General features: G+C 41.8%; 16 protein-coding genes. 12 read left to right on the top strand and 4 right to left on the bottom strand.

The window, feature by feature from the left end; genetic code table 11:
* The first annotated feature begins 113 nt into the window (after positions 1-113).
* The 12 genes from FJR71_RS03090 (at position 114) to FJR71_RS03030 (ending at position 11973) form a co-directional block, all read left to right on the top strand.
* Positions 114-425 (top strand): hypothetical protein, encoded by a 312-nt coding sequence (locus FJR71_RS03090; protein WP_006597213.1) that lies wholly within the window; start codon positions 114-116, stop codon positions 423-425.
* Between the two features lie 189 nt (positions 426-614).
* A complete protein-coding gene (locus tag FJR71_RS03085) occupies positions 615-1502 on the top strand; it encodes a DUF4300 family protein (protein ID WP_140814075.1) in 888 nt (295 codons plus the stop codon).
* A gap of 53 nt (positions 1503-1555) precedes the next feature.
* Positions 1556-1747, top strand: a complete 192-nt coding sequence (locus tag FJR71_RS03080) for a hypothetical protein (protein WP_140814074.1) — start codon at positions 1556-1558, stop codon at positions 1745-1747.
* Between the two features lie 53 nt (positions 1748-1800).
* Entirely contained in the window at positions 1801-2190 is a 390-nt protein-coding gene (locus tag FJR71_RS03075; RefSeq protein WP_048788805.1) for a hypothetical protein, read from the top strand.
* Positions 2191-2256: 66 nt separating this feature from the next.
* On the top strand, positions 2257-3108 hold the full coding sequence (locus FJR71_RS03070) for a CbrC family protein (protein WP_048788811.1): 852 nt from the start codon (positions 2257-2259) through the stop codon (positions 3106-3108).
* Between the two features lie 251 nt (positions 3109-3359).
* On the top strand, positions 3360-4799 hold the full coding sequence (locus FJR71_RS03065) for an AcpB/EbpR/MafR family transcriptional regulator (RefSeq protein WP_140814073.1): 1440 nt from the start codon (positions 3360-3362) through the stop codon (positions 4797-4799).
* A 239-nt stretch (positions 4800-5038) separates the two neighbouring features.
* Entirely contained in the window at positions 5039-6547 is a 1509-nt protein-coding gene (glpK, locus tag FJR71_RS03060) for a glycerol kinase GlpK (protein ID WP_048788803.1), read from the top strand.
* A gap of 33 nt (positions 6548-6580) precedes the next feature.
* Positions 6581-8407: a type 1 glycerol-3-phosphate oxidase gene (glpO, locus tag FJR71_RS03055; protein ID WP_140814072.1), complete on the top strand. Its 1827-nt coding sequence runs from the start codon at positions 6581-6583 to the stop codon at positions 8405-8407.
* Between the two features lie 70 nt (positions 8408-8477).
* Entirely contained in the window at positions 8478-9179 is a 702-nt protein-coding gene (locus FJR71_RS03050; RefSeq protein ID WP_140814071.1) for an MIP/aquaporin family protein, read from the top strand.
* 710 nt (positions 9180-9889) lie between these two features.
* On the top strand, positions 9890-10492 hold the full coding sequence (locus tag FJR71_RS03040) for a hypothetical protein (protein ID WP_140814070.1): 603 nt from the start codon (positions 9890-9892) through the stop codon (positions 10490-10492).
* A gap of 109 nt (positions 10493-10601) precedes the next feature.
* Positions 10602-11237 (top strand): copper homeostasis protein CutC, encoded by a 636-nt coding sequence (locus FJR71_RS03035; RefSeq protein WP_140814069.1) that lies wholly within the window; start codon positions 10602-10604, stop codon positions 11235-11237.
* Between the two features lie 76 nt (positions 11238-11313).
* On the top strand, positions 11314-11973 hold the full coding sequence (locus FJR71_RS03030; RefSeq protein ID WP_140814068.1) for an MmcQ/YjbR family DNA-binding protein: 660 nt from the start codon (positions 11314-11316) through the stop codon (positions 11971-11973).
* 92 nt (positions 11974-12065) lie between these two features.
* Here the strand turns inward: FJR71_RS03030 and FJR71_RS03025 are convergent, their stop codons facing one another.
* The 4 genes from FJR71_RS03025 to FJR71_RS03010 form a co-directional block, all read right to left on the bottom strand.
* Positions 12066-12728, bottom strand: a complete 663-nt coding sequence (locus FJR71_RS03025; protein WP_140814067.1) for a hypothetical protein — start codon at positions 12726-12728, stop codon at positions 12066-12068.
* A 139-nt stretch (positions 12729-12867) separates the two neighbouring features.
* Entirely contained in the window at positions 12868-14136 is a 1269-nt protein-coding gene (locus FJR71_RS03020) for an aminotransferase-like domain-containing protein (RefSeq protein WP_140814066.1), read from the bottom strand.
* A 375-nt stretch (positions 14137-14511) separates the two neighbouring features.
* Entirely contained in the window at positions 14512-15159 is a 648-nt protein-coding gene (trhA, locus tag FJR71_RS03015; RefSeq protein WP_140814065.1) for a PAQR family membrane homeostasis protein TrhA, read from the bottom strand.
* 2 nt (positions 15160-15161) lie between these two features.
* Positions 15162-15605: a DUF1836 domain-containing protein gene (locus FJR71_RS03010; protein WP_425471120.1), complete on the bottom strand. Its 444-nt coding sequence runs from the start codon at positions 15603-15605 to the stop codon at positions 15162-15164.
* Positions 15606-15676 lie beyond the last annotated feature (71 nt).

The following is a 15676-nucleotide window of genomic DNA, read 5'->3' as shown; positions in this document are numbered from 1 at the left end:
ATACTGTTGTGCTATTAATTTTTCCTTTCAGCTAAGGAAAGGTTATAATTGTACTTTTGATTTCTTATGTGTATAATGTACTATTAGATACAAATAGATAATGAGGGTTCTGAATGGAATTAAAAGATTTTACAGAAAAAGAACAAGAACAAATCAACCAAGGTTTGAGTACAGCTGAGATTTCTGATAAAGAAGCGGCGAAGAAGTTGCTTGCTCTTGTACCGCAAGAATGGATCAAGCGTATTCCTTTCTTTGTCAGAGGGCATGCGACAACAAAGACGATTGAACGTGTGGCTATGCGCTATCCTGAACTCTATGCCGTGGCCAAGCGCCAAGGAGACCTTCCTGAAAAAGAACGGGAAGAATTGCGTGTCATTATGACGGAAGTCTTTGAAGAAAAGATGAACAAACACAAAATTAAATAAGTTTCATTATTCTTTGAAGAGCTGGACAGCTTCCAGCTCTTTTTTGCTACTTATAAAGTTTCCTTAATTCGTAAAAAATAGTTGGAGCTAAGTCAGTTTTAAACTATAATATAGGATAAGGAGATTCGATAGGAAAAAGAAATGAATCATGGTACAAAACATCTTAGTATATAGAAAAGGAACTACTTTATGAAACCATCAAAAAAAATTATTCTCCTTACTAGCTGTGCCTTGGCAATCTTTGCTTTAGCGGCTTGTGGTAGCAACCAAAAGCAATCCAATGAAAAACAGGCAAGCTCCACAGTGCAGCAGTCCCATTCAGACAAGGAGCACTACAAGGGAACCTATAGCAACCTTAATAGCAAGGAAAGCGTCGAAGAAGTGCGGGCTCTCTTATCTGCTTATTTGGATCAGGAAAGTGTAGACAAGTTTCTGGGTCTAGTAACCGACTACGATAGCATTGTTGGCTCGGTCGGCTTGATAGGTGACTTCAGCACCTTCAAAAAGACGGAATACGATGTGGAGAAGATCAGTGACTTGTGGACCAAGCAGAAGGGCGATTTCGTCGGGACCAACTGCCGGATCAATAGTTATACTTTGCTGAAGAACCGCATCGAGATTCCTAAGCAGCAGGCGGATAGTGAACTCTTGTTTGTGGACAATGATGCTATTGACAAAGGAAAAGTCTTTGATGAGGCAGACAAGGAAGCCTTTAACATTCTCTACTCACGAGTTTCAACAGAAGCTACAACGGATGTCAAGGTCCATGCTAAGAAGATGGAAGAGTATTTTTCTAATTTCAAATTCAATGAAAACGCGCGTATGCTTTCTGTCATCGTTCATGACAATTTAGACGGTAATACCCTTTTTGTTGGTCACGTGGGCGTTTTGGTACCTGCCAAGGAAGGCTATCTCTTTGTCGAAAAACTTACTTTTGAAGAACCATATCAAGCCATCAAGTTTGCGACTAAAGAAGATGTCTACAAATACTTGGAGACCAAATACCAAGATTACACCGGTGAAGGTCTAGCTAAGCCCTTTATCATGGACAATGAAAAATGGGTTGAAACCAAATAGAATTTCCAGCTAGTTAAGTTTGATGGAATTCCAGCTAAGGAAAGGAGCTAAAGATGAGTAAAAAATGGAGCTACTTTGCTCTAGCCCTTATTCTTATTGGTTTTCTATTAGTAGAATCAAGTATGTATTTCCTACCCTACATTGAAGGATTAAAAGATTTAGAACAAGTTGCTTTCGGATTTGGAATTTTTCTCTTAGTGGCTGTCATCATCTTATTAACCAAGACTAAAAAGCATACTGATTAAGGCCGAGTCAACAATTGTACTGTGTATTTAGAATTTATGGAGGGAGAAATGGAATGGCAAGTTTAGGATCAGGACCAGTATTATTAAGTGTTGGTTTTATTGGCTTCTTCAGCATTACGTTATTCGTTCGTCGCTGGTTGGCTAGCCGACGTAGTGGTGGTCCCTTCTTTGCACCCTTCCATATTAACAGTGGCATCTTCTACATTCATGTGCCTTTGTGTTTCAGTCGGCGAATGATCCCACTGAAAGAGATTAAGCAAATTACCTACTTGCTACTCCGTGGTCGCGCTGGTGGTGGGAGTCGCTATGCTTTCTATACCGAACTCAGAAATGGTAAGACCATTCCCCTCTTTTTCGGGAAAAGCAAGCGCAATGAAGTGTTAGTTGCGAAACTCAAGCGAAATGCTGGTAGGTATGGGTTTAAAGTACATGATTCACGTTAGAATACAATCATCTGTAGAAATAGAATTTACGAATTGTTTCCTTTAAAAATGAAAGCGAGTAGTCCTATGATCGATTCGATGAAAGAATATATCCGGCTTAAAAAGCAGTTCCAAGCGCAAGATAAGGATTCATCCAGCGTGCTAGCTCTCTATGAATTTGCAGATCGTCTAGCTTTACTGGAAACTCCAGAAGCTAAGCAGGTCTTGGTGGATGTTTACCAAGAGTTGGGCTTGTATGCCAGTGCCTTTGCCCTCTTCACAGAGCTAGTAGACAAGTCTGATCGTAAGCAAGTTAAGAAACTTTTCATCTTAGAAAAGATGAGTCATAGTCATGGAGATCGCTTTGCTCTCCCGCGTCCCTTGACTGAAAAAGAAAAAGAGGCTCATAAAGAGAAAATCAATGAATTGCCAACCTTCCGCTATCATCCGGACCCACTAGCAACGGGTGCCTTTAAGGAAGGAGAGCCTAAGACCTGTCCTTCGTGTGGGGAAGCCCACACCATTTATTATGCGTTGAGACCCTATTGTGAAGAAGAGCTAAGTCATCTCTGTCCGACTTGTATTGCTACAGGTCGTGCTGCCCAGAAGTTTGAAGCAGAGTTTATCCAAGATGCTGATTGGCAAGGGGTCATGGATAAGGAAAAAGACCAGGTCCTATTCTGTCAAACTCCAGGCTATAGTAGCTGGCAGGGCGAATATTGGCTCTCTTGTTGCCAAGACTACTGTGTCTATCTGGGGACAGTTGGCACTCGTGAACTGGAAGAGATGGGCATTGCAGAGCAAGTCTTAGCAGAATACGAGGCACGTAATGAATTTCAGGATGTAGCTGAATACTTAGTCAAGGATGGTTCTATGTGTGGCTATCTCTTTCGATGTCTCCATTGTGAACAATACCATCTTTGGGTTGACGCGGATTAGGGGGGACTATCTGATTTATCATCCTGTTACGGAGGTAAAATGAGCAAATTATTTTCAAAATCCTAGTAGCCACTTGGCTAGTGACTATGCGAAAATCATAGAAATAGAGTTGCACCTCTCATCTAATTTCGGTGGGAGGTTTTATAATTTAGAGATTTGTGATATTTAGATAGAGCTGGTAAGCATTATATTTCGACTTTCATAAGTTTTGTGTTATGCTAAAACTAATATCATGGAAGGGTTTTCTGAAAATGCATTTAGCTGATTTAATGGAAAAAAGTGAGGGTGGGCAGTTTTTAATCCTGTCTCATCTGCAAAAGCATTCTCCAAGCAGTCTGTCAGAAGTGATGGCTGAGACGGAATTTTCCAAAGCAACCTTGAACAAATATCTTGCACTGATCAATGACAAGGCCCAAGAAAATCAGCTGGCCCTTTCCATTGAGGTAGTAGATGAAAATCTTCGCCTTCTTGTGGATTCGGATACCAAGGGGCGGGACATTCGGCGGGCTTTTTTGGACAATGCCATCAAGTACCAACTATTGATCTATTTGCTGTATCATGGCCAGTTTCAAGCTCAGCAACTAGCTCAGGAACTCTTGATTAGTGAAGCGACATTAGGGCGTCATATTTCGGGCTTAAACAAATTATTAGCTGAGTTTCAATTTTCCATCCACAATGGGCGCTTGAAAGGGCCTGAACATAAGATTCGCTATTTTTATTTTGGCTTGCTACGAAAGATCTGGGCTAGTGCAGACTGGAAACAAGAACTGGACAAGAAAGAAAGACAAACCGAAATTGCAACCTTAGAAGAGCTCTGTGGAGCAAAATTGTCTCAAGGACAACGCTTGGATTTTGTTCTCTGGTCCCATATTACCCAGCAACGACTCAAGGTTAATGCCTGTCAATTCCGAGAAATTGAACAGAAGATGAAGGGCTATACGGACAATATATTTTATCAACGTTTGTTTCATAGGGTAGACCAGCTCTTTTCAGGGAAACACATTGCTCTTAGCTATGAGGATGGAGAGATGTTGATCCTCTTTGCTTTTCTAGTCACCCATCGGATCCTCCCCCTTCATACCATGGAGTATATCTTAGGATTTGGAGGGGAGATTGGGGCTTTGACTACGCAACTCATTCAAGAGATGAAAACGAAAAAGCTTTTAGGAGAGTATATAGAGGGCCCAGTGACCTATGAATTGAGTCAAATTTGTGGCCAAGTTTATCTATTTTCTGGCTATCTGCTACAAGACAAGCATAAATACCAGCTTGAAACGCATCCTCCCTATGGATTTAGTAGCCATGACTATAGAGAAGTAGCAGATTCCATCTTTAGCAAACTGCCTCTCTTTTCCCAAGCGACTGCCCTGGATAAAAAAATTAGGTGGGAGTGGCTTCAATTAATGGATTATATCGTGGAGAATAGTGGGCGTCAAATTAAGATTGGCCTGGACTTAACAGTGGGCTATCTAGGCTATACACGGATGACAGAGGTCCTCAAGCGCTACTTGGAGTACAATCGTTTTATTACCATTGAAGCCTTTGATCCAGCTACGGATTATGATTTGATTGTGACCAACAATCCTATTAGCCATAGCAAGCGAATTCCTGTCTATTATTTGAAATATGACTTGGATCTGACAGATTTAGCCAATATTCGTCAGATGATTTATGGGGATGCCAATTCTTAGTAGATTACAAAGAAGACTTGGGTCTTCTTTTTTTGTTGGAAAATGCTTAGATTTGTCTGAAAATTTAATAGAACAGAAGTGTGGAAATCTCTTCTGTCTCAAGCGATTCAAGAGACGCCCCTCATATTTTTTAAAAATTAAAAAAAAATTGATGAACATGAAAGCGGTTTATTTTGTATACTAGACAATGTAAGGAGTACGTCTCCTAAAGAATATTTCTTTTTCCAGGAGGACAGTTCATGTCACAAGAAAAATACATTATGGCCATTGACCAAGGAACAACTAGTTCTAGAGCCATCATTTTTAATAAAAAAGGAGAAAAAGTAAGCTCTAGCCAAAAAGAGTTTACTCAAATTTTCCCTCAAGCTGGTTGGGTTGAACACAATCCAAATGAAATCTGGAACTCTGTTCAGTCTGTTATCGCTGGTGCCTTTATCGAAAGTGGTATCAAACCAGGACAAATCGAAGCTATCGGAATTACCAATCAACGGGAAACAACTGTTGTTTGGGATAAGAATACTGGCCTTCCAATTTACAATGCCATTGTCTGGCAGTCTCGCCAAACAGCTCCTTTAGCTGAACAGCTCAAGAGCCAAGGTTATGTAGAAAAATTCCACCAAAAAACAGGTTTGGTCATTGATGCCTACTTCTCAGCAACTAAGATTCGCTGGATTTTGGACCATGTAGAAGGAGCTCAAGAACGGGCTGAAAAAGGAGAATTGCTCTTCGGAACCATCGATACTTGGTTGGTTTGGAAGTTGACAGACGGAGCTTCTCACGTAACAGACTATTCAAATGCTGCTCGTACCATGCTCTATAATATCAAAGACCTAAAATGGGACGATGAGATTTTGGAAATCCTTAATATTCCTAAGGCAATGCTTCCAGAAGTGCGTTCAAACTCTGAAATCTATGGGAAAACAGCTCCTTTCCATTTCTACGGAGGAGAAGTGCCTATCTCTGGTATGGCAGGTGACCAACAAGCAGCCCTCTTTGGACAGTTGGCCTTTGAACCTGGTATGGTTAAAAATACTTACGGTACTGGATCTTTCATCATCATGAATACTGGTGAAGAGATGCAGTTATCTGAAAATAACTTGTTGACTACCATTGGATATGGAATCAATGGTAAAGTCTACTACGCTTTGGAAGGTTCCATCTTTATCGCTGGTAGTGCCATTCAATGGCTTCGTGATGGTCTACGCATGGTGGAAAGCTCACCTGAATCTGAACAATATGCACGTGATTCTCACAACAACGATGAAGTTTATGTGGTACCGGCCTTCACAGGTCTAGGGGCACCATACTGGAATCAAAATGCTCGTGGTTCTGTCTTTGGTTTGACTCGTGGAACAACCAAAGAAGACTTTATTAAGGCGACTCTTCAATCCATTGCTTACCAAGTACGGGATATCATTGATACTATGCAGGTTGATGCTAAGACGGCTATTCAAGTCCTTAAAGTGGACGGTGGAGCAGCTATGAATAACTTCTTGATGCAGTTCCAAGCGGATATTCTTGGTATTGATATCGCTCGTGCTAAAAACTTGGAAACAACAGCTTTGGGGGCAGCCTTCCTTGCAGGTCTATCAGTCGGCTACTGGAAAGACCTAGATGAATTGAAAGAACTCAATGCAACTGGTGAACTATTTGAGCCTTCTATGAACGAATCTCGTAAAGAACAACTCTACAAGGGATGGAAGAAAGCTGTTAAAGCAACCCAAGTCTTTGCAGAAACAGAAGACTAGTCCAGCCTCCAGAAGGATAGAAAGTGAAGAATTATGGAATTTTCAAAGAAAACACGTGAATTATCGATTAAGAAAATGCAAGAACGCACCCTTGATCTTTTGATCATCGGAGGTGGGATCACAGGTGCTGGTGTAGCCTTGCAGGCAGCAGCCAGTGGTCTTGAAACAGGTTTGATCGAAATGCAGGACTTTGCGGAAGGAACCTCCAGTCGTTCAACAAAATTGGTCCACGGTGGACTTCGTTACCTCAAACAATTTGACGTAGAAGTGGTATCAGATACGGTTTCAGAACGTGCAGTGGTGCAACAAATTGCTCCTCATATTCCAAAACCAGACCCAATGCTCTTACCAGTCTATGATGAAGATGGGGCAACTTTCAGCCTCTTCCGTCTCAAGGTAGCCATGGACCTCTATGACCTCTTGGCAGGTGTCAGCAATACACCAGCTGCCAACAAGGTTTTGACCAAGGAGGAAGTGTTGGCTCGGGAGCCTGAGTTGAAACAAGAAGGTCTTGTCGGTGGTGGGGTTTACCTAGACTTCCGCAACAATGATGCTCGTTTGGTGATTGAAAATATCAAACGTGCCAACCAAGATGGTGCACTTATTGCCAACCACGTAAAAGCAGAAGGATTCCTCTTTGATGAATCTGGTAAGATCACAGGTGTAGTGGCGCGTGATCTCTTGACAGACGAGGTCTTTGAAATCAAGGCTCGTTTGGTGATTAATACAACTGGTCCTTGGAGCGATAAAGTGCGTAATCTCTCAAATAATGGAGAGCAGCATTCACAAATGCGTCCAACCAAGGGTGTGCATTTGGTCGTAGACACAAGCAAGATCAAGGTTTCTCAACCAGTTTACTTTGACACTGGTCTTGGAGACGGTCGGATGGTCTTCGTCTTGCCACGGGAAAACAAAACCTACTTTGGAACGACTGATACAGACTACACTGGTGACTTAGAGCATCCAAAAGTGACCCAAGAAGATGTCGACTACTTGTTAGGTATCGTAAATAACCGCTTCCCAGAAGCTCACATCACCATCGATGACATCGAAAGTAGCTGGGCTGGTCTCCGTCCTTTGATCTCAGGAAATAGTGCTTCTGACTACAATGGTGGAAACAACGGAACCATCAGTGATGAAAGCTTTAATACTTTGATTGCAACAGTTGAAGGCTATCTTTCTAAAGAAAAATCTCGTGAAGATGTTGAATCAGCAATCAGCCACTTGGAAGGTAGCACTTCTGAAAAACACTTGGATCCATCTGCTGTCTCACGTGGATCAAGCCTCGATCGCGATGACAATGGTCTTTTGACCCTTGCTGGTGGGAAGATTACAGACTACCGCAAGATGGCTGAAGGGGCTATGGAGCGTGTCTTGAACATTCTTAAGGAAGAGTTCGACCGTCAGTTTAAGCTAATCAATTCTAAGACCTACCCAGTATCTGGTGGCGAAATTAACCCAACAAACGTGGATTCTGAAATTGAAGCTTTTGCTCAACTAGGAGTATCTCGTGGCTTGGACAGCAAGGAAGCTCACTACCTAGCTAACCTATATGGTTCCAATGCACCTAAGGTCTTCGCCCTTGCTCATAGCGTGGAACAGGCACCTGGATTGAGCTTGGCTGATACCTTGTCACTTCACTATGCAATGCGCAATGAATTGGCACTCAGCCCAGTTGATTTCCTTCTTCGTCGTACCAACCACATGCTCTTTATGCGGGATAGCTTAGATGCGATGATCGAACCTGTTTTGGATGAAATGGGCCGCTTCTATGAATGGTCAGAAGAAGAAAAAGTTGGCTACCGCAAAGACTTGCAAGTCGCTTTGGAAAACAATGACTTGGCAACATTAAAAAACTAAGAAAAACAAAAAAGGGGTTGGAAAGAAGACTGTCTAACCTTCCCCTCTTTATAATGGAGAATTAAATCATATGAAAGAATTATTTGGTGAATTTTTAGGAACCTTAATCCTCATTCTTCTGGGAAATGGGGTTGTAGCAGGAGTGGTTCTTCCAAAAACGAAAAGCCACAACTCAGGTTGGATCGTCATTACCCTTGGTTGGGGGATTGCGGTTGCTGTCGCAGCCTTCATCTCTGGTAAGTTAAGTCCGGCCCATTTGAACCCTGCAGTAACAATTGGGGTTGCTCTTAATGGTGGCCTAGCTTGGGCATCTGTCATTCCTTATATCCTTGCTCAATTTGCCGGAGCCATGGTAGGGCAAGTCCTTGTCTGGTTACAGTTCAAACCGCATTACTTAGCAGAAGAAAATCCTGGAAATATCCTTGGAACTTTCAGTACAGGTCCAGCAATTAAGGACACTACTTCAAACCTCATCAGTGAAATTCTTGGAACCTTTGTCTTGCTACTAACGATCTTTGCGCTTGGTCTTTATGACCTTCAAGCAGGGCTTGGTACCTTTGCTGTTGGTACCTTGATTGTGGGGATTGGTTTGTCTCTTGGTGGAACCACAGGTTACGCTCTCAACCCAGCTCGTGACTTAGGACCTCGTATCATGCACAGCCTCCTTCCTATTCCTAACAAAGGAGATGGCGACTGGGGTTACGCTTGGATCCCAGTAGTTGGGCCAATCATTGGATCAGTACTAGCAGTAGCAGTCTTTAAAATGTTTTAAAAAAAGAAAGAGAGTGGGACAGAAATCGGTAATTCGTTAGAATTTGATTTCGTCGTCCCACCTCCGCACAGTTGAGTAGGGCTGTAAAAGCTGATAAAATCAGCGTAGTAGAGCCCACTCAACCACTGCGTCTTGCTCGATAATCGAAAGACAATTGAGAGGCTAGGACTTTTGTCCCAGCCTCTTTTAAAATACTGTATCAGCTAAAGAGAGCTTTGTACGTTCTAACTTAAAACAAGCTATAAGAAATGTAAAAAGCGATAAAGAAAATAATGATGGCAATAATGTATTGAACCGGCTTAGGTAGGTTATTCAATTTATCCATGAATTCTTTCATTGTTTGATCTCCTTATTGTTTGATTCTCTTATGATTAGTGTAGCATGAAATAATCCCCAAAACAATAGGCAAAATAAGTGTTTTTGTTAAGAAAATACTCCTAGTTATTCACCAGTCATCTTATTTAATTTAAAATCGCTCATGAGGTTGGTAAGAATGTTGGTAAAGATGACGAATGGGGGATGCAATTCCATTAAGATAAAACTAGAGGTTGGGACCTTGTACAGCCTCTTTTCTTATGTGCACCTTATTCCTCTCGTTCGCTTTTTTTGAAAAATTAGGGTAGAATAGAAGTCATATTTTGAAAAAGAATAGATCAATAGTGATAGAGAAGAATTCTCTTCTATCCAACAAAATGAAAAGAGGTGACCATATGTGGAAATGGATCAAACGACTTATCGGACTGACCTTCCTCCTAGTGATTGTCTTAGCAGTTTTCTTGATTCCGGCAAAAGTTTCGACTCAAGAACAATTTAAAAATGTAACAGTAAATACTTCGCTGGTAGATCTGGCCCAAGAAGGTCTTTCTACAGCAGACGTAACCTCATCAGGCCTCCAAACAGAGATTCAGCTGAATTCTCCTCAATTGCGCCAAGTTATTAAAGGAATGCTCGGAGAGGTGTCGGATGAAACTCTCCTCAATACAGCAGTTGCTATGAATGGAGACTACATCAATGTTCAGGTGCCGATTGAACTTGGACCGGTAGAAACCATGGTGAGCATGGACTATACAGCGAGTGTGACGGATCAACAATTGACTTTAAACCTAGAACGGGCCCGTCTTGGGCATCTCCCAATTCCACGATCCTTGGTCGCTTCGAAAATTGCTGAGAAAGTTAACCAAGAGGGAACAGGAGCTACCATGACAGGAAATCAAATCCAATTGACCATGCCGACAAGTGGCTATCAAATCCATTCTGCGAAGGTCGAAAAAGGGAACATGGTATTACAAATTATCGTTCCAATTTCCTATTAAGCATCAACCATTGGTTTCTGATGAGGCCGAAGGTTTTTCAGTTTGACAAAGCCCAGAAAAAAGAGTATGGTAGAACAAGAAAACGATTTCAGAAACAGGGAGATTTAAAATGCCACTATATGAATTTTGTGCAGAAAACATAACTCTTTTAGAAAAAGCTTTTCAAGCAGGAGCGCGACGAGTAGAACTATGTGATAACTTAGCGGTAGGAGGTACGACTCCTAGCTATGCTGTGATCAAAGAGGCTACAAAGCTTGCTAAGGAGTATCAGGCCAAGGTTATCGTCATGATTCGACCTCGAGGTGGAGATTTTGTATACTCTGAGCAAGAGCTAGACATCATGTTAGAAGACTGGAAAGTTGCTCGTGATTTGGGTGTTGATGGCTTGGCGGTAGGTGTCTTGACTGTTTACAATCAGCTTGATAAAGACGCCATGCTTCGTTTCATCCAAGCTAGCCAAGGATTTGAATTGACCATGCATATGGCATTTGACCAGATTCCTTTAGAAGATCAAGCGTCGACGATCGAGTGGATTAAGGAAGTGGGGGTGACCCGACTATTAACAAGAGCCGGCAGTCCAGAAACAGACATAGAACAACGGTTGGAACGCTACGAAGAGTATGCCAAGTTAGCGGATGGCCAAGTAGAAGTCTTGGCAGGTGGCGGTATCTCCTTGGAGAATCGTCAGCTTTTCCTTGACGTTCCAGGAGTGGATCAGGTACATGGGACCCGCGTTGTCTTTTAAATCTATATGAGTTGAGGACCATTCTTAACTCATTTTTTGCTTCTTTTTGGTATACTGGAGGAGAAGGAGTAGACCAGTGTTTTTACCAGATTATTTTGAGAAATATAGTATAGATAAAGAAAAAGCCCTGGCTTATGGGTTTTCAAAGCAGGGAGAGGTGTTTCGCTATGAGCAACTACTCCTCGATGGAGACTTCGAGCTCTATGTGACTGTTCAAGGAAAACAAGTTTGTTTTTGGTTAGTGGATCAAGAGACAGGCGACGACTATGTGCAACTCCATATGGACCAGATGGTTGGTCAATATGTGGGTCAAGTCAGAGAAGCCTGTCAGCAGGCCTTAGAAGATATCAGAAGCTCCTGTTTTGCTGTCAAAGTTTTTATGTATCCACAGACCAAGCGCTTGGTGGATTGGATCAGCCAGCAGTATGATCGTCCCCTCGAATATCTCTGGGACCGCTCACCGGACTCGGGTGTCTTTCGTCATCAAAAAGATCTCAAATGGTTTGGCGTTCTCATGAAGATTGACTGGTCCAAGCTAGATGCGAGACAGGAAGGGAAGATTGAGGTCTTAAATCTTAAACTGGACTATGTCAGCCAACTATTAGAAGAGTCTCCGTTCTATCCGGCCTACCATATGAACAAGAAGTACTGGATCAGCATTCCCTTGGATGAACGAGTTGAGGATGATCATCTTTTTGAGCTTGTGGCCAAGAGTTGGGCTTTGACCAAGAAGTAAGGGTTTCACCCAATAGATTCGTAAGAGTGAATGAAACATAAAAAAGAATGTTGAGGGGTCAACATTCTTTTTGAGTGGTAAATTTCCTGGCCTTATTGCTCTTTGGTCAATGAGAAGTGGAAATCTCTGTAATTGCTATAGTCAAACTCTGTATTGATATCTGTTGTAAAGGCTATCGGAGTATAATGACCTTCCTCAAGGATAAATCCTGGTTTGAAGCGGAAATTTGCTACTCCTAATCCAGTAATACCAGGAAGTAGTGCATCTGCGCCATTAAGACCTTCTGACTCCCAGTAATAAACATTACCAGATGCTTGAATAGCTCTTGCAGTATAGGTGGCTGTGCGGGTTGGTTCACTATCATTTTTAAAGCTAACGACAGTTGTAATATCTCCATTGGCTTCAATAGTCATTTTGATGCTATCTGCCTGAGGGCTAGATCCTACCCAAGTACCGACAAGTCCTGCAGGAACAACTGCTTGATCAGTTGAAGATGTATCTTCTGTCTTGTTCGCTTCAGTTGAAGCTGATGGGTTACTTGCCTGACTTGAAGGAGTAGTATTTTCTTTTGCTTGAGAAGAAGAAACTGTAGCTTTTTTATTCAAGCTAGCTTTTGGTTTTTTCTCAACTTTCGAGCTAGAAGCTTTTTCGGATGAGGAAGTTGTTTTATCTTTTGAGCCACACCCTCCCAAAGCAAGTCCAAGTGATGCAGCCACAAGAGAGGCTGCAGTCCAACGAATCAAAGATCGTTTCATAATATCACCTCTTTATCTTTCTGACTTAGATTATACTCCTATTGTTACAGATGTCAAGTGATATTTGTAATAAATGTAATTTTTTTGTAACATAGTTTTATATATAAAATAACTCAAGAAATAGAAAGGATAGGATGAATTATAGATAAGCGATAATTTGGGGTAATACCTCTTCCAGTTTGTCCTGATTGATACGGGCAAAGACATAGGGACAGCTTTGAATATAGGCAGATTCGAAGAAGTGGAGAGGGAGACCGCTATGTTTCAGACGAGCGACCGAAGGGACCTGTCTCAAATCTAGTAAGACTCCTCCAATGACTGGCCACACGGGGACGGACAGGGAATGTTGCTGGAGTAGGGAAGCAGCTTGCTCTTTTTGGATGACTTGTTGTTGGTGAAGGAGCCCTTTGTTTTTTGCAAACATGCCATTGTCAATATAGAGGCTCAAGGCCTTCTGCATAACCAAGTTACTTTCGTAGTCGAGTGTACCCTTGAGTTTTAAGACAGGGGAAAGAAGCGCTTGGGGGAGGACCATAGAAGTGATGCGGAGGGCAGAAAAGAGGCTAGTAGAAAAAGACTTGATGTAGATGACCCGGTCAGATGCATCCAGATAATGAAAGCTAGGAGAAAAATGTGGATCATAGTCTCCCAAGTAATCGTCCTCGACAATATAGACATCATAGAGTTCTGCTAAGGCCAATATCTGTTCCTTTTCTTGTTTGCTATAAGTATGTCCCAGAGGGTAATGGTAGCGGGGAATGGTATAGAAAAATTTGATTTTGCCACTTTTGAAGATGGCTTCCAGTTGGTCAAAGTCAATTCCTTGAGGCAAGCGATTGATGCTTTGATAAGGTAAGTCTTGCTCCTGAATTAACTTGTTGATACGGTAGTAGGTTGGTTGCTCTACTAGGATTTGTTCTTTTTGGTTAGGAAAGGCGACCTGACTTAAAAGGTAGAGGGCTTGCTGGGTTCCTGAGGTGATAACGATTTGTTTCTCCTGGGTATAAATGGCATCTTCTCGAAGGAGAGAAGAAATAGATTGACGGAGATCGACTAGACCTTCCTGTTTTTCATAGTAGTTGAAGAGGTAATTATCACGACCGACAAGGGTTTCGTTGATACAAGTCCGAAAGTCTTCAAAGGCCTGGAAGCGATCTTCCTTGAGTCGTAAAGGCAGATCAGTATGCTTTCCACACTCTTCCTCCAGGACATAGTAGCCACTTTGGGGCTTGGCATAGATATAGTTCTTGTAGCTGAGCTCGAGCAGGGCGCGCTGGACGGTATCCTTACTGCAGACATACTGACTGGCTAGTTGGCGAACGGAAGGCAGGCGGTCTCCAGTTTTTAGGATCCCCTGGTCAATCTGGTTTTTTAATGTTGTAAAAATTTTTTGGTATTTGGTCGTCATAACTGTCCCCGTACAATTTTTCTTTATTGTAGTCAATTGGAGTTAAAATTGCAAGTAAAGAATATGAAAAAAGACTCCCATTTTGAGAGTCCCTGATTGATGATAAAGTTATCTTAGAAACTTTCCTTAGGTGAGTACGGACGTCAGCGAACTTCTACGAAGTTCCATGACTTAGTTTTGGATCTATGGTTCCAAAACTCCCGAGTGCTAGAAACAATAGTGTTTCTAGCACCTTTCTCACAGCGGAAAGATTCACTAACTATTTAAATGAAGTTACTAGTCATTCATTTTAACTTTTTCAGCATTAGTTGATATGTATTAATAAAAAATGTAGGTCAACATTCTTAGACTCCCATTTTTTGGAGTCTAAGATTCTTACATGACATAAACAATCGCGATATATTGGAGGGCAGAAGCGGCTAAGATGAAGAGATGCCAAATCATGTGGAAATAAGGTTTCTTTTTGGCGTAAAATCCAGCTCCAACTGTGTAACATAGGCCACCCATCAGCATCAAGCCCCAGAAGGTTGGACTTGTCTGGCTGATGATCTGTGGGATAATGAAAATCACCAACCATCCCATAATCAAATAGAGGGCCAAGCTGAATTTTTCATTTACCTTCTTAGCAAAAATCTTATAAAGAATTCCGAAGATGGTCGTCCCCCATTGAATCAGGATAATGGCATAGCCGAACCAGTTGTTCATGAGAGAAAGGACGACGGGTGTATAGCTACCTGCAATGGCAATATAGATCATGGAGTGATCGATGATCCGAAGGACATACTTCTGAGGTGAGTCATAGGCCATAGCATGGTAGATGGTCGATGAGAGAAACATGAGAAAGAGACTGATAACAAAAATCGAAGTCCCGACAGTTGCTAAAGTTCCATGTGTTTCATAACTATAAATAGCTGAAGTTGGAAGAAGAAAGAGCATCAAAACAGCCCCGACTGCATGGGTGACACTATTTGCGATTTCTTCCCCAAAGGATAATCGTTTACTTAATTTACTAGCATAATTCACTTTTATTTTACCTCCTCAGAATGAACATGGATATAGGATAGTGTTTCTTGGTAGAGTAGCACGGTACGACAGGCAGATCCGATAATAGGTGCTAAAGGTTCTTTCTCTTCATGAAGAAAGTCCACAAAACTATTATAGAGGTCTGCGGAGTTGGCTTGACTCTGCAAGAGGTTCAAGGTAGCTGCGATCTCTTGAATCGAAAAAACCGTCTTTAAGGTCGTAATAGCAATGAGACGGGCAACCTGCTGTCGCTTGTATTTCTTCTTATCTGGTTTTGGCAGGTAGCCGTGTTTAACGTAATTATTGACCATGGAGGCTGTCAAGCCCTTGTCTGTTTCTGAGATAAAAGGCGCACATACCTTATTGACATAGAGGAGGACCTGGTCCAAATAAAGGTCAATGTCAGGAATTTCTTCCCACTTGGGATAAGTGTAGTTGAATAAAATAGTTTTCACCTCTTTATTATCTAGTTTTAATAACTAGATAATAACATGATGGGGATTTTATGTCAAGCGAA

The sequence above is a fragment of the Streptococcus xiaochunlingii genome, assembly GCF_006385805.1.
Taxonomy (GTDB): Bacteria; Bacillota; Bacilli; order Lactobacillales; family Streptococcaceae; genus Streptococcus; species Streptococcus xiaochunlingii.
The sequence above is the reverse complement of the archived record's forward strand: the minus strand, read 5'-3'. Positions and strand labels throughout refer to the sequence as shown.

Coding starts and splice junctions, on each gene's coding strand:
- FJR71_RS03035 (WP_140814069.1), top strand. CDS start 10,602: ATGCCACTATATGAATTTTGTGCAGAAAACATAACTCTTTTAGAAAAA.
- FJR71_RS03080 (WP_140814074.1), top strand. CDS start 1,556: ATGAGTAAAAAATGGAGCTACTTTGCTCTAGCCCTTATTCTTATTGGT.
- FJR71_RS03040 (WP_140814070.1), top strand. CDS start 9,890: ATGTGGAAATGGATCAAACGACTTATCGGACTGACCTTCCTCCTAGTG.
- FJR71_RS03085 (WP_140814075.1), top strand. CDS start 615: ATGAAACCATCAAAAAAAATTATTCTCCTTACTAGCTGTGCCTTGGCA.
- FJR71_RS03070 (WP_048788811.1), top strand. CDS start 2,257: ATGATCGATTCGATGAAAGAATATATCCGGCTTAAAAAGCAGTTCCAA.
- FJR71_RS03090 (WP_006597213.1), top strand. CDS start 114: ATGGAATTAAAAGATTTTACAGAAAAAGAACAAGAACAAATCAACCAA.
- glpO (WP_140814072.1), top strand. CDS start 6,581: ATGGAATTTTCAAAGAAAACACGTGAATTATCGATTAAGAAAATGCAA.
- FJR71_RS03020 (WP_140814066.1), bottom strand. CDS start 14,136: ATGACGACCAAATACCAAAAAATTTTTACAACATTAAAAAACCAGATT.
- FJR71_RS03025 (WP_140814067.1), bottom strand. CDS start 12,728: ATGAAACGATCTTTGATTCGTTGGACTGCAGCCTCTCTTGTGGCTGCA.
- FJR71_RS03050 (WP_140814071.1), top strand. CDS start 8,478: ATGAAAGAATTATTTGGTGAATTTTTAGGAACCTTAATCCTCATTCTT.
- FJR71_RS03075 (WP_048788805.1), top strand. CDS start 1,801: ATGGCAAGTTTAGGATCAGGACCAGTATTATTAAGTGTTGGTTTTATT.
- glpK (WP_048788803.1), top strand. CDS start 5,039: ATGTCACAAGAAAAATACATTATGGCCATTGACCAAGGAACAACTAGT.
- FJR71_RS03065 (WP_140814073.1), top strand. CDS start 3,360: ATGCATTTAGCTGATTTAATGGAAAAAAGTGAGGGTGGGCAGTTTTTA.